The organism is Pararoseomonas sp. SCSIO 73927, from assembly GCF_037040815.1.
Taxonomy (GTDB): domain Bacteria; phylum Pseudomonadota; class Alphaproteobacteria; order Acetobacterales; family Acetobacteraceae; genus Roseomonas.
This window is the reverse complement of sequence record NZ_CP146232.1, coordinates 718917-732502: the sequence shown is the minus strand read 5'-3', so window position 1 is coordinate 732502 and position 13586 is coordinate 718917. Positions and strand designations below refer to the sequence as shown.

Genomic DNA, 13586 nt, shown 5'->3' with positions numbered 1-13586 from the left:
GGAGGCAGGTGATGGCGGGTTTCGGACGTCGGGCATTCGGGCCGCTCGGGCTGGCGACGCTGGCTGCGCCGGCCCTGCTGCGGGGGCGGCCCGCCCTGGCGCAGGACGGGCCGGTCGCGCGCCCGCCGGCCGGCGCCCTGCGCGGCGCCGCGCTCGACGGGGTTCTGGCCTTCAAGGGCATCCCCTACGCCGCGCCGCCGACGGGGCCGCTGCGCTACCGCTCGCCCCAGCGCCTGCCGACCTGGGCGGGGGAGCGGGACGCGACGCGGGCCGGCGCGGCCTCCATCCAGACCATCCCGCCCTGGGCGACCTGGCTCTACGACAGGCCCGCGGCCACCGGGGAGGACTGCCTCACCCTGAACATCTGGACGCCCGCGCTGGAGGGGCGCCGCCCCGTCATGGTCTGGATTCACGGCGGCGCCTGGCGCACGGGGGAGGGCGCGGCGGCCGGGAATGACGGCACGGCGCTCGCCCGGGTCGGCGACGTGGTGGTGGTGACGGTGAACTACCGCCTGGGCGCGCTGGGCTTCCTCGCCCACCCCGAGCTGAAGGACCCGGAGACGGGGGCATCGGCGAACTGGGGCGTGCAGGACCAGGTGGCGGCGCTGCGCTGGGTGCGCGCCAACATCGAGGCCTTCGGCGGCGACCCGGAGAACGTCACCCTCTTCGGCCAGTCCGCCGGCGGCACCAGCGTGGCGAACATCGTGGTGAACCCGGCCAACCGTGGCCTAGTCCACAAGATGATCATCGAGAGCGGCGCCTTCCTCGGCCCGCCCGACCTGCCGGACGTGGCAGGAGCCGCCGCCTATGCCGAGGCGCTGGCGGCAAGGCTGGAGACGACGCTGCCCGGGCTGCGCGAGGTGCCTGCCGAGCGGCTGCACGCGACGGAGCTGGCGCTGGCGCGGGAATGGGGCGCGCGGAACGGCGGGCGCGTGCCGGTGCTGCCGATCGCGGACGGCGCGGTGATCCCCGCCGTGCCGCGCGGCGCCCGCCTGCCCGCGATGCCCCTGCTGATCGGCACCACGCGGGACGAGGCGGTGTTCTGGTACGACTTGCTGGACCCGGAGGGGCGCCGCATTCCCGGCCTGCCCTCCCCGACGGACGACGCCTCGCTGCTGCGGATGGTGGGCGCGCTGAAGGAGGGCAGCCGCCCGCAGGCCAGGGCCTCGGCCGAGGCGGTGGTGGAGGCCTATCGCCGCGCTGCCGCCGCGCGGGGCGGGGCCGCCGACCCGAACGCCCTGTGGATGGCGGCCTATACCGACCTCCGCTTCCGCCTGGACGCGCTGGAGACGGCGCGGCGCCACGCGGCCTCGGGCCATCCGGCCTTCCTCTACGAATTCGTCCATCCCCTGGCCGGGAAGGCGCGGGGCGTGCCGCACTGCGCGGAGATCCCCTTCGTCTTCGGCACCCACGCCGATCCGTACTTCGCCGCAAAGTGCGGCACCGGCCCCGCCGAGGCGGCGCTGTCCCGCGCGATGATGCAGGGCTGGTCGGGCTTCGCCCGCACCGGCGTGCCCTCCTCCGACGCGGGCGGGGCCTGGCAGCCTCTCTCCGCCGCCGGAGAGGGGGTGAACCTGCTGGGGGGCGAGGCCGGGCCGCGGCAGGTCGTGCCGGTGGTGCGGGCGGAGGAGCTGGAGGTCTGGAACCTCTGAGAGGCGCGGCCAGCGGTTCATCCTTCCTTCACCCCTGTCGCGGATGATCATCCCCCGTGGCTTGTGCCGGGACCGCGGAAACCCCATCCCCTCCGGCGTGAGCCCGCCCGTCATTCGCCGCCTGCCCTCCACCACCGCGGACCGCATCGCCGCCGGTGAGGTGGTGGAGCGCCCCGCCGCCGCGGTGAAGGAGCTGGTGGAGAACGCGCTGGACGCCGGCGCCCGCCGCGTCTCCGTGACGCTGGAGGGCGGCGGGATCGACCGCATCCTGGTGGAGGATGACGGGCGCGGCATGGGGCCGGACGACCTGGCGCTCTGCATCGAGCGCCACGCCACCTCCAAGCTGCCGGACGAGGAGACGCTGTTCCGCATCGCCACCCTCGGCTTCCGGGGGGAGGCGCTGCCCTCCATCGGGGCGGTGTCCCGGCTGACGATCACCACGCGGCCACGCGAGGGCGAGGCGCACGCCATCCACGTGGAGGCGGGGCGGGTGGGAGAGGTGGCGCCCGCATCGGCCGCCCCTGGCACCCGGGTGGAGGTGCGGGACCTGTTCTTCGCCACCCCCGCCCGCCGCAAGTTCCTGAAGACCCCGGGCACCGAGGCCTCCCACGCCGTGGAGGCGGTGCGCCGCCTGGCCCTGGCCTGGCCGGAGGTGGGGTTCCGGGTGGCCGTGGACGGGCGCACGGCGCTGGACCTGCCGCCCGCCGACCGCGCGGGCCGCGCCGCCGCCCTGCTGGGGCCGGATTTCGCGGCGGCCAGCGTGGCCGTGCAGGGGAGCTGGCCGGACCTGGTGCTGGAGGGGCTGGCGGCGCTGCCGACGCATCACCGCGCCACCTCGGCCGAGCAGCACCTCGTGGTGAACCGGCGGCCGGTGAAGGACCCGCTGCTGCGCGCGGCGCTGCGCGTGGCGTACCGGGACGTGCTGGCCTCCGGGCGCTACCCCGTGGCCGCGCTGTTCCTGGAGATCCCGCCGGACCGGGTGGACGTGAACGTGCACCCCATGAAGACGGAACTGCGCTTCCGCGACGCGGGCGGGGTGCGGGGGGCGCTGATCGCCTCGCTCCGCCGGGCGCTCGGCACCGGGGCGGGGGTGGGGATGGCGCGCGGCGGCTGGGATGCGGGCCCGGCGCCCCAAGGCCAGGCCGGAGGCGCGCCCGATCCCGCCTGGCCCAGCCGCGCCGGGCAGGCCATGGAGGCGGCCGCGACGCCCTGGCCGTCGAACGAGGCGCCCGCCGCGCCGCGCGGCTTCGCGGAGGCGGGCTTCGCCTTCACGGCCCCACCACCTCCCGGCCCCGCCCCTGTGCAGCCGCGCTTCGCCCTGCCGCCCGGCGCCTTCACCGTCCCGGCCGAGGCGCCGGCCCTGCCGCAAGGGGCGGGGGAGGGGCCGCTGGGCCGGCCGCTGGCGCAGATCCTCGACACCTACGTGCTGGCGGAGGCACCGGACGGCGCGCTGGTGCTGGTGGACCAGCACGCGGCGCATGAGCGGCTGACGCATGAGCGGCTCTCGGCCCAGCTCGTGGCCGGGGGCGTGCGGTCCCAGCCCCTGCTGCTGCCGGCGGTGGTGGACATGCCGGCGGGCGACGCCGCGCGGCTGGCGGATCGGGCGGAGGATCTGGCGCGGCTCGGGCTGGAGATCGAGGCCTTCGGGCCGGGCGCCATCCTTGTCCGCGCGCTGCCGGCCCTGCTCGGCACGCCGGAGCCGGGGCCGATTCTCGCCGACATCGCGGCCGAGCTGGCGGAGTGGGAGGAGAGCACGGCGCTGGAGCGACGCCTGGACGCCGCCGTGGCCCGCCTGGCCTGCCACGGCAGCGTGCGCGCGGGGCGACGGCTCAACGCGGCGGAGATGGCGGCCCTGCTGCGGGAGATGGAGGCGACGCCGCGCGCCGCCACCTGTTCCCACGGGCGGCCCACCTTCCTGCGGCTGGGGCCGGGGGATCTGGCGCGGATGTTCGGGCGGACGTGAGGCGCTTCAGCGCCCCTCTGCCCGGAGGGGCGTGGGACGCTGGTCCGCGAGGCTCAGAGCGGATGCCGCGCGACGACGGTGTCCCTCTCGAGGCGGAGGGGCTCGGCGGGGCCGGAGGGTTCCGTCTCGCCCTCCGGCAGCAGCCAGCGCAGGGCCTGGCGGAGCTGCCGGGCGCCGTCGCGCTCGAACCAGCGGCCGTGGGCGAAGACCACGTGCTCCGGCGCGAGGGCGAGGAGGCGCGCCGCGGCCGCCGAGGCCTCCGCGTGACGCCACTTCACCACGGCGCGCAGATAGGGCGGCGGCATGCCCTCCGTGACGCCGAAGAGGCGGGCGACCGGGCGCAGCGGGGCGGGCAGCTTCGGCGGCTCCAGGTTCATCACCAGGTCTGTCATCAGCAGCGTGCGGCTGGCGCGGTGGAACATCGCCATCTCGTGGAAGCCGATGGCGCCGGGGATGCCCACCACCTCGAAGGCGCCGCCCCAGGATTCGGGCGGGGTCTCGCCGAGGTCGAAGTCCAGCCGGACGCCGCTGCGGCGCACCTGCCCGCGCGCCCGCAGCCCTGGGGCGGCCCAGCTCGTCGCCTCCGGGCAGGCTTCCTTCCAGTCCTTCAGGAACATCCAGTGCGCGATGTTCGGCGCGACGAGGTGGCGGATCGGCCCGATCCGCTCCAGCGCCGCCTTCAGCGCCAGGCCGTAGGGGGTGGGGGAGTGCAGCAGCAGCCCGCCATCGGGCAGGCGCACCACCGTCATCCGCACGCCGAGCGGCGCGCCGGGCATGACGCTGTCCACGATCCAGACATCGGTGGCGACCGGCTTCGGCACGTCCAGCGGCGGGTAGCCCACGGCATGGGCGTGGGCGGCCTCGTCCCGGCCCAGCAGGCGCCCGACGGGGCCGGAGCCCTGGCCCGGGCCGCGCTTCGGCTCGGTGCTGCTGAGGGCGACCACGGCCAGTTCCGCCAGCCCCAGCCCGACGAGCAGGTTGCGGGAGGGGGCGTGGCGCAGGGCGAGCCCCTGGCCGACGAGGGCGAGGCCGCCCAGCGCGTCGAGGGCGAGGTGCTGGCGCATGGAGAGGGCGGGCTTCACCCCGCCCTCGTAATCCGTGACCAGCGCGTAGCCGGTGTGGAAGGCGCTGGCCGTGCCGAGCGCCCGCCGCGCGGCCGGGTGCAACTCCCGGCGGGTGGAGAGGGCGCCCAGCAGGGCGGCCACGCCGTAGTCGATCAGCCCGTGGGTTCGGGTGGGGATCATGCTCGGGCATCCGTGCCGGGGTGCCCTGCAAACGAGATCGGCGCAGGATGGATGCGCCCGCGACGGAGCGAAACGCGATGACCGACCGCATTGCCGACCCCGCCGCCCGCGCGGCCGCCGAGGGTTCGGGACAGGTGCCGGAGGGCGGGTTCGCCGCGCTGGTGCCGGAGCTGTCCGTGACGGAGATCGCGGCGAGCCTGCGCTTCTGGTGCGGGCCGCTCGGCTTTCGCGTCGCCTATGACCGGCCGGCGGCGCGCTTCGCCTTTCTCACCCACGGCCCCGCCCGCGGCGCCGCGCAGTTGATGCTGTGCGAGCGGAACGGCCGGTGGGGGACGGGTGGGATGCAGCGCCCCTTCGGCCGCGGCATCAACCTCCAGATCACCGTGGAGCGGGTCGCGCCGATCCTGGAGGGGCTGGAGGCGGCGGGCTGGCCGCTCTTCGAGGCGCCGCGCGAGGCCTGGTACCGCACCGGCGACGGGATGGCCGGCCAGCGCGAGTTCCTGGTGCAGGACCCGGACGGCTATCTGCTCCGCTTCGCCGAGCGCCTGGAGGGGCGCCCGGCCCTGGCGGAGTGAGGGCCGCTCAGCCCTCCTCCTCGTCGTCCGCGCCGCGCAGGTCGCAGGCGATGACGTAGGCGGGGGAGCCGTCCTCGGCCTCCATCTCCTCGATGAGGTCGATGCCGTAGATGTCGATCTCGCCCTCCTCGCTGTCCTCGCCGCCGAGCATGATGCCGAGCGCGATGGGGCGGGAGGCGTCGAGCTTCTGCAGCTCGGCGATCAGGGCGCCGACCGTCATGGTCTCGGTGGCCTGGGTATCGTCGGACATAGTGATGCGCTCCTGAGGGCCGCTGCGATGTGGCAGGCCCGGGCGGGGCCGGCAAGGGCCGGGGGGCGCCGGGGCGGCGATTCAACGCCGCCATCCCCGCCCCTGCCCTTAACCCCTGGGCCCGGTCACAACCCGATCTGGCGCTTAGTCCCGCTTCGCCCAGCCGTTCGGGCCCTGCTGCCAGTAGGTGAGGGCGTGCCCGGCGGCGCGCGCCCGGCGCCAGCGGTCCCGCGCCGCCTCCAGCGCGGCGGGGTCGTTGCCGTCGAAGAGGTCGAAGACGCGGTCGTAGGCCTCCGGGCGCGCCGTCTCCGCGCCGTCCGCCAGGAAGAGGTGGCGGGCGCCGTTCGGGGCCTCGTCCTCCGTCGTCAGCAGGATCGGCTGCAGGTCGGGGTCGCCCGAGGCCGGGGTGCCGTGGGGCAGCCAGTCCGGGTCGGGGCAGAGCCAGAGGGCAGTGTCCAGCGCCGCCAGCCGCTCCGGCCCGCCCACCCGCACCACGGCGCGGCCGCCTGTCGCCAGCACGCGGCCGAGCAGCTTCGGCAGCGCGACCTCCAACGCCGTGCGGGTCAGGTGGTAGAAGCCGATCTCCGCCATGCCGCCCTCAGCCCTTGCGGTCCGGGGGAGCGCCCTGGGAACTGCCGGGAGGACCGGCCGGGGGGGTGCCTGGAGAAGATCCCGGAGAAGTTCCCTGGGCCGCCCCGACCGGGCAGCGCAGCCGGTACCAGTTCAGCATCGGCGGGGCGCCCGGACGGTCCGTCCTGCCGAGATAGGTCTCGACGTGCACCTCCCCCTCCGGCGAGAGGGTGGCGTGGTTGAACACCGTGCTCCAGGGGCCGGAATTCGGGAGCTGGAAGGCGGTGAGGCGCACGGAGAGGCCGGGGCGCGGGCCGGGCACCAGCTCCGTCCGGCCGGTGCGGTTGCCCGGCAGCTCCAGCGTCAGCACCGCCACGCGGCCGTCCCGGATCACGGCCTGGTAGCCCAGCGCGGCCACGGTGCCCGGCCCCTCGTTGCGGCCGTCCAGGAAGTCGCAGCGCACCGCCTCCTCCCCTGCCGGCGGGGGCTTCTGGGCCGTGGCGGGGGTGGCGGGCAGCAGGGCCAGGGTGGAGGCCAGGGTGGAGGCCAGGGTGAGGGCCGGGATGGCGGCGCGGATCGTCATGGCGGGCTCCTCCGGGTCGGGGCGGCAGGGTGCGGCGGCAGGGTATCCCGGCAGATTAGCGCGGCCGGGCGGGCCGCAGCCACTGCGCCTCTCCCTCGAAGCGGTCTGCCACCAGCCGGTCCAGGAGGCGCACGCCGTAGCCGCTGGGGCCGGGGGGAAGCGGGTAGGGGCCGGCCTCGCGCCCCGCTTCCCGCAGGTCCATGCCCGCGATGTCCAGATGGGCCCAGGAAATGAGAGGCGCGCCCTCCGGCGCCGCGAAGTCGCGCAGGAAGGCGGCGGCGTGGCAGGCATCGGGCAGGAACTTCCCGGCCCAGCCCGGCCCTCCGCCACCAGGGGGCAGGCAGTGGCGGAGGTCGGCGATGTCGCTCGTCAGGTCCTCGCGGTGCCGGGCGCCGATGGGCATGGGCCAGAGGGGCTCGCCCACCGCCTCGCCGGCCTCCATCACGGCGTCGCGCAGCGCGTCGTCGTTGCCGAAGAGCCCGGCGCGGTGGTGGCCGAGGGCGGAGATGATGCTGCCCGTGAGCGTGGCGAGGTCGAGGATGGCGGCGGGGTTCAGGCCGCGCGCGCGGTGCAGGGCGTCCGCCAGCACCAGCCGCCCCTCCGCGTCCGTGTCCATCACCTCCACCATCAGGCCGGAAGCCATGCGGAGGACGTCGCCGGGGCGGTAGGAATCGGCGCCCGTCATGTTCTCCGCGATCGCCAGCACGGCGGTGACGGGGGCGGGGCTGTCGCGCAGCGCGAGGGCGAGGACCGCGCCCGCGCAGGCGGCGGCGCCGGCCATGTCGGCCTTCATCGCCTCCATGCCGGCGGCGCCCTTGATGGAGACGCCGCCCGTGTCGAAGGTGATGCCCTTGCCGACCAGGACGACGGGCGGGGCCTCCGTGCGGCCGGGCCAGCGCAGCTCCACCAGCCGCGGCGGGTGGGCGGAGCCGCGCCCGACCGCGAGGAGGCCGCCGTAGCCGTGCCGCTCCAGCCAGCGGCGGCCGTGGACGGTCACCTCGATGCCGTGCGCCTCCAGCTCCCAGAGCCGCTCGACGAAGAGGGGCGGCGTGAGGCGGTTGGCGGGTTCCGCCGCCAGGTCCCGCGCCAGCCCCGCGCCGCGCAGCAGGGCGCGCGCGCGGTCCAGGCCCGGCCCGTGCGCCGCCGCGTCCTCCACCAGCAGGTCCAGCCTTCGCAGGGCGGGGGGCGGGGTGGCGCCGTAATGGGGCAGGGGATGGGCGCGCATCCCCGCGCCGATGGCGAGGGCGGCGACGTCGGCGGGCGGCAGGCCGCGTGCGTCGATCACGCCGCGCCGCCCGCCCGGCGGTTCCTCCCCGGCTATCGCGGCGGCGGCGAGGGCGCCGGCGGCCTCCATCCCGGTCGGTCCGGGCGCGACGCCGATAAGCCAGGCGGTGCGGTCGCCCAGCGCGCCGTCCAGCCGCAGCGCCTCGCCACGGGCGGGGTCGAAGCCCGCGGCGGCGGCCGCGGCGGCGTATCGCTCCGGCAGCGCCACGCCGGGCCGGACGGGCAGGGCGAGGGGCGCGCTCCCCTTCCCGTGCCCGGACTTGCCGCCTTCCGCCGGCAGCTCGACGAGACGGAGTTTCAGCACGGCGTTCCCGGCACCGGGTGGGGAGCCCAGGGCGCCCGTTCCCGCCCTAGCGGCGCGGCCGGCGCGTCGCCGGGCGGCGCGGGGCGCGGGGGGCCGGGGCGGGGCCCTCGGCCGGGCGCGTCGCGGCGTCGGGGGTGGGCACCAGCGGCTCGGAGGCGGGCGTGCCCTCCGACAGCACGGCGGGGGAGGTGCTGCCGGCGCCGCTCACCAGCGCTGTCGCTTCCTCGGCCGGCTCCGGCGCGAGGGCGGCGAGGGCGCGGCCCTCGTGGTGCTCGGCCACCATCCGGTCCAGCAGGCGCACGCCCCAGGCGGTGGCGCCCTTCGGCACGGTGGGCTGATCCTTCCCGCTCCAGGCCACGCCCGCGATGTCCAGGTGCGCCCAGGGGCAGCCGTCCACGAAGCGCTGGATGAACTGGGCCGCGGTGATGGAGCCACCGGCGCGGCCGCCGCCCACGTTCTTCATGTCGGCGATGTCGGAGCGGATCTGGCGGTCGTAGGCGTCGCCCAGCGGCATGCGCCAGGCCAGCTCCCCCACCGCCTTGCCGGCGTCCTGGATGCGCTGGGCCAGCCCGTCATCGTTGGAGAAGAGGCCGGCGTGCTCGTTGCCCAGCGCCACGATGATGGCGCCCGTCAGGGTGGCGAGGTTCACCATGAAGGCGGGGTCGAAGCGCTTCCTGCAGTAGGACAGCACGTCCGCGAGGACGAGGCGGCCCTCCGCGTCCGTGTTGATCACCTCGATCGTCTGGCCGGAGTAGGAGGTGACGACGTCGCCCGGGCGGGTGGCGGTGCCGGAGGGCATGTTCTCCACGAGGCCGACAAGGCCGACGACGTCCACCTTCGCCTTGCGGCCGGCGAGCGCGGCCATGAGGCCGGAGACGACGCCGGCGCCGGCCATGTCCCACTTCATGTCCTCCATCCCGCCCGCGGGCTTGATGGAGATGCCGCCCGTGTCGAAGGTCACGCCCTTGCCGATGAAGGCGATGGGCTTGCTGCCCTTCTTCTTCTGGTCCGAGCCGTTCCAGCGCATCACCACCATGCGCGGCGGCTGCGCGGAGCCCTGGGAGACGCAGAGCATGGAGCCGAAGCCGAGCTTCTCCAGGTCTTTCTGCCCGAAGACCTCCACCTCCACCCCGAGCTTCTCCAGGCGGCGCAGCCGGTCCGCGAACTCGGGCGGGTTGAGGATGTTGGCGGGCTCGCTCACCAGCTCGCGCGTCAGGAACACGCCCTCCGCCACTGCACGGCGGGAGGCCCAGTCGGCCTTCGCGGCGCCGGGGTCGTCGCAGAGCACCTTCACGGCGCTCAGGCGCGGCTTGTCCTCGGCCTTCTCGGTGGTGCGGTAGCGGTCGAAGCGCCAGGCGCGCAGGACGGCGCCGAGGGCGATGTCGGCCGGGGAGGGCGCGCCGGGGGCACGGGCGGAGAGGGCGCGGGCGTCGATGGCGGCGATGCCCTCCTTGCCGAGGGCCGTCACGGCCGCGCCGCCCGCCGCCTCGGCCGCGGTGGCGTCCAGCGCCTCGCGCTTGCCCAGCCCGACGAGGACGAGGCGGGAGAGGCCGCCGCCCGGGGCGTAGAGCGTCGTGCTGCTCCCCTTGCGGCCCTTGAACTCGGCGGCGGAGATCCCGCGCGCGAGGTGCCCGCCCAGCAGCCGGTCCCACTCCGCCACCAGCCCGCCGCCCAGGTCCTCCTCGGCCAGAGGCAGGACGAGGGCGCCGCTCTCGGGCAGGGTGGGCTTGGCGAAGGCGATGTCGAGCATGGGGGGTTCCGGCACAGAGCCCTTCAGAGATAGCACCGGGTGCGCGAAGCGCCATGGCGGCCCCCCCCTTCGCCGGGGCGGGGGCCCCTTGCCCGAGGCCGGCATCGGATGCCCGGGCGGAAGCGGAGACCGGAGCAGGCGCAGGTTCCAGGGCGGGGAAAGGTGCCGGGACAGGCCCCGGCCAGGCGCAGCGCCCTCCTGCCCTCGCCTTCCCCCGCCGGCGGAACGGCGCCTAGCGGGCGCGCCAGTCCGGGCGGTTGCCGGCCGGGGCGCGGAGCCAGAGGAGGATGTCCCGCACGAGCCGGGCGAGCCAGCATCGGCCCGCGGCGAGGGCGCGGGAGGGGGCGGCGGGGCTCTTGGCTCTTTTCTGGGGCGGCATGGGGCGGGCCTGGGCGTCTCTCGCGCCTTGTACCGTGAGCGGCTGACGATTTCCTGACAGGGATCCCCGCCGTGGCGGCCCGAGCTGCGGTGGGAGGGGTGCCCTTCGGGACGGCCCCCCGCTATGTGCGGCCGATGAACGACGAAGACCTGCTCGCCCTGGCCGCGACCCTTGCCGAGCGCGCCGCCCACGCCATCAACGCCATTCGCGCCGCCGGCTTCGCGGTGGAGCGCAAGTCCGACGAATCGCCCGTGACGGAGGCGGACCGGGTGGCCGAGGCGCTGATCGTGGAGGGGCTGCGCGCCGCCACGCCCGGCATTCCCGTGGTGGCGGAGGAGGAGGTCTCGGCGGGCCTGAGGCCCGCGCTGGCCGAGCGCTACTGGCTGGTGGACCCGCTGGACGGCACGCGGGAGTTCGCGGCGGGGCGGGACAGCTTCACCGTGAACATCGGGCTGGTGCAGGGGGACCGGGCCTATCTCGGGGCGGTGGCGGTGCCGGCCTCCCTGGAGATCTTCGGGGGCATCGTGCCGGCGGGGCTGGCCTGGAAGCGGGACGCGGCGGGGCAGCGGTTCATCCGGGCGCGGCCGGTGCCGGGGGCGGGGGCGGTGGTGCTGGCGTCGCGCCACTACTCGGACGACCCGCGGCTGGACCGCTTCCTGGAGGGGCGGAAGATCGCGGAGGTGCGGAAGGTCGGGTCGGCCGTGAAGTTCTGCCGGCTGGCAGAGGGGGAGGGCGACCTCTACCCGCGATTCGGGCGCACGATGGAGTGGGACACGGCGGCGCCGCAGGCGGTGCTGGAGGCGGCCGGGGGCCGCGTGGTGTCCTTCGAGGGGGCGCCGCTGCGCTACGGCAAGCCCGAGTTTGAGAACGGGGCCTACCTGGCTCTCGGCGCGGCGTGACGGCGCTTCTCCTCGCGGGGGAGGTGGCGCGGGCGGCGGCGATGCTGCGCGCGGGGGAGCTCGTCGCCTTCCCCACGGAGACGGTCTACGGCCTGGGCGCGGATGCCCGGGACGGGCGGGCGGTGGCGGCGATCTACGCGGCCAAGGGGCGGCCGAGCTTCAACCCGCTGATCTCCCACTTCGCGGACGCGGACGCGGCCTTCGCCGAGGTGGTGCCGGATGGCCGCGCCAGGGCGCTGGCGGCGCGCTTCTGGCCGGGGCCGCTGACGCTGGTGCTGCCGCGCCGGGAGGGGGGGCGGATCGACCAGCTGACGGGGGCGGGGCTGGACACGCTGGCGGTGGGGGTGCCCGGGCACCCGCTGGCGCTGGACCTGCTGCGGGCGGCGGGGGTGCCGCTGGCCGCGCCCTCCGCCAATCGCTCAGGCGGGGTGTCGCCGACCACGGCCGATCACGTGATGGCCGGGCTCTCCGGGCGGATCGCGGCGGTGCTGGATGGCGGGCCCTGCGCGGTGGGGGTGGAGAGCACGGTGCTGGACCTTTCCGGCCCCGCCCCGCTGCTGCTGCGGCCGGGCGGGGTGACGGTGGCGGCGCTGGAGGAGGTGGTCGGGCCCGTGGCGCGGCCCGTGGCGTGGCCCGAGGAGGCGGAGCCGGCGATGCTGCGGTCGCCGGGGATGATGCTCTCCCACTACGCGCCGGGGCTGCCGGTGCGGCTGGGGGCGCGGGAGGTGGGCGCGGAGGAGGCCCTGCTGGCCTTCGGGGCGCCGCTGGCCGGGGCGGGGGCGGTCTGGAACCTCTCGGAGGCGGGGGAGCTGGCGGAGGCGGCGGCGCGGCTCTTCGCCGGGTTGCGCTGGCTGGACGGGGAGGGGGAGCGCCTGGGGTTGCGCGGGATCGCGGCCATGCCGGTGCCGGAGGAGGGGCTGGGGGAGGCGGTGAACGACCGGTTGCGGAGGGCGGCGGCGCCGCGCTGAAGGGAAGGGGTGGTCCGGGTCCGGCCCTGCCGTGGAGTGGAATGACATTCACTCGCAATCCCTTGTCGGCCGCCCGCGGCTGAGTTACGCGACCGTAATTCTCCGTCCAGAAGGTCCAGCCGCGTCATGAGCTGCTTCCGCCGCGCCGTGTTCCTCGCCGCTTCCCTGCTGCTTCTCCTTGGCGGGCCCCTCGGTGGGGCGGGCGCGGCGGAGGTGAACGTCTACACGACCCGCGAGGCGGGGCTGCTGCGGCCCCTGACCGACCTGTTCACCGAGCGGACGGGCATCCAGGTCCGCACGGTCTTCGTGCAGGGCGGGCTGGCCGAGCGGCTGGAGTCGGAGGGGCGGCGCTCCCCGGCCGATGTCGCGATCGTGGTGGACGTGGGCAACCTGATGGAGCTGGTGGACCGCGGCCTGACGCAGCCGGTGGAGTCGGCGGCGCTGGAGGCCGCGATCCCCGCGGGGCTGCGGGACGCGCAGGGGCGCTGGTTCGCGCTCTCCACCCGCGCGCGGGCGATCTACGCCTCCCGCGAGCGGGTGCCGGAGGGCGAGGCGCAGGGCCTGACCTACGAGGCGCTGGCCGAGCCGCGCTGGAGGGGCAAGGTCTGCGTCCGCTCCGGCCAGCACCCCTACAACACCGCGCTCTTCTCCATCCTGATGATCCAGCACGGGGAGGCCTGGCTGCGGGACTACTTGACGCGGCTGAAGGCCAACCTGGCCCGCCGCGCGGCCGGCGGGGACCGGGAGGTGGCGCGCGACATCCTGGCCGGGGTCTGCGACGTGGGGCTGGCCAACACCTACTACGCCGGGCTGATGCTCTCCGGCCGCGGCGGGGAGGAGCAGAAGCGCTGGGGCGAGGCGGTGCGGGTGGTGATGCCGGCCGGCGGGACGGCGGTGAACATCTCCGCCGGCGCCGTGGCGCGGAACGCCCCGAACCGGGCTGAGGCGGTGCGGCTGCTGGAGTTCATGGCCTCGCCGGAGGCGCAGACCCTCTACGCCAACGGGAACTTCGAGAACCCGGTGCGGCCGGGCACGCCGACCAACCCCATCGTGGAATCCTTCGGCGCGCTGACGCCGCGCGAGGTCTCCATGGCCGAGGTGGCGGCGCGGCGCGCGGCGGTGAGCCGGATCGTGGACGAGGTCGGGTTCGACCGCTGAACGGGGC

Annotated in this window: 13 protein-coding genes; 6 read left to right on the top strand and 7 right to left on the bottom strand. The window is 76.1% G+C overall.

What is annotated here, in order from left to right:
• Positions 1-11 precede the first annotated feature (11 nt).
• Both VQH23_RS03480 and mutL read left to right on the top strand, forming a co-directional pair.
• The gene (locus VQH23_RS03480) at positions 12-1652 is read left to right on the top strand and encodes a carboxylesterase family protein (protein ID WP_338664227.1); all 1641 of its coding nucleotides are present in this window, start codon (positions 12-14) and stop codon (positions 1650-1652) included.
• A gap of 43 nt (positions 1653-1695) precedes the next feature.
• Positions 1696-3615: a DNA mismatch repair endonuclease MutL gene (gene mutL, locus VQH23_RS03475; RefSeq protein ID WP_338664226.1), complete on the top strand. Its 1920-nt coding sequence runs from the start codon at positions 1696-1698 to the stop codon at positions 3613-3615.
• 53 nt (positions 3616-3668) lie between these two features.
• Here mutL and VQH23_RS03470 read toward each other — a convergent pair whose 3' ends face one another.
• Positions 3669-4859: a DUF4336 domain-containing protein gene (locus VQH23_RS03470; RefSeq protein ID WP_338664225.1), complete on the bottom strand. Its 1191-nt coding sequence runs from the start codon at positions 4857-4859 to the stop codon at positions 3669-3671.
• 77 nt (positions 4860-4936) lie between these two features.
• Here VQH23_RS03470 and VQH23_RS03465 point away from each other — a divergent pair, with 77 nt between their 5' ends.
• Positions 4937-5434, top strand: a complete 498-nt coding sequence (locus VQH23_RS03465) for a VOC family protein (RefSeq protein ID WP_338664224.1) — start codon at positions 4937-4939, stop codon at positions 5432-5434.
• Between the two features lie 7 nt (positions 5435-5441).
• Here VQH23_RS03465 and VQH23_RS03460 read toward each other — a convergent pair whose 3' ends face one another.
• From VQH23_RS03460 to VQH23_RS03435, 6 genes are all read right to left on the bottom strand, one after another.
• Positions 5442-5684: a hypothetical protein gene (locus VQH23_RS03460; protein WP_338664223.1), complete on the bottom strand. Its 243-nt coding sequence runs from the start codon at positions 5682-5684 to the stop codon at positions 5442-5444.
• 144 nt (positions 5685-5828) lie between these two features.
• The gene (locus VQH23_RS03455; protein WP_338664222.1) at positions 5829-6275 is read right to left on the bottom strand and encodes a DNA polymerase III subunit chi; all 447 of its coding nucleotides are present in this window, start codon (positions 6273-6275) and stop codon (positions 5829-5831) included.
• 7 nt (positions 6276-6282) lie between these two features.
• The gene (locus VQH23_RS03450; protein ID WP_338664221.1) at positions 6283-6837 is read right to left on the bottom strand and encodes a hypothetical protein; all 555 of its coding nucleotides are present in this window, start codon (positions 6835-6837) and stop codon (positions 6283-6285) included.
• Between the two features lie 55 nt (positions 6838-6892).
• Positions 6893-8425, bottom strand: a complete 1533-nt coding sequence (locus VQH23_RS03445; protein WP_338664220.1) for a leucyl aminopeptidase family protein — start codon at positions 8423-8425, stop codon at positions 6893-6895.
• A gap of 46 nt (positions 8426-8471) precedes the next feature.
• Positions 8472-10175, bottom strand: a complete 1704-nt coding sequence (locus VQH23_RS03440) for a leucyl aminopeptidase (protein WP_338664219.1) — start codon at positions 10173-10175, stop codon at positions 8472-8474.
• A gap of 232 nt (positions 10176-10407) precedes the next feature.
• Complete coding sequence (locus VQH23_RS03435) at positions 10408-10554, bottom strand: hypothetical protein (protein WP_338664218.1); 147 nt, start codon at positions 10552-10554, stop codon at positions 10408-10410.
• Positions 10555-10688: 134 nt separating this feature from the next.
• Here VQH23_RS03435 and cysQ point away from each other — a divergent pair, with 134 nt between their 5' ends.
• The 3 genes from cysQ to VQH23_RS03420 all read left to right on the top strand — a co-directional run bounded on the left by cysQ (position 10689) and on the right by VQH23_RS03420 (position 13579).
• Positions 10689-11453 carry a 3'(2'),5'-bisphosphate nucleotidase CysQ gene (gene cysQ / locus VQH23_RS03430; protein ID WP_338664217.1) on the top strand — a complete coding sequence of 255 codons (765 nt, stop codon included), beginning with the start codon at positions 10689-10691 and terminating at the stop codon, positions 11451-11453.
• 41 nt (positions 11454-11494) lie between these two features.
• Positions 11495-12421, top strand: coding sequence for an L-threonylcarbamoyladenylate synthase (locus VQH23_RS03425; protein ID WP_408904324.1), 927 nt, complete (start codon positions 11495-11497; stop codon positions 12419-12421).
• A gap of 126 nt (positions 12422-12547) precedes the next feature.
• Positions 12548-13579 (top strand): extracellular solute-binding protein, encoded by a 1032-nt coding sequence (locus VQH23_RS03420; protein WP_338664215.1) that lies wholly within the window; start codon positions 12548-12550, stop codon positions 13577-13579.
• The last annotated feature ends 7 nt before the right edge of the window (positions 13580-13586 follow it).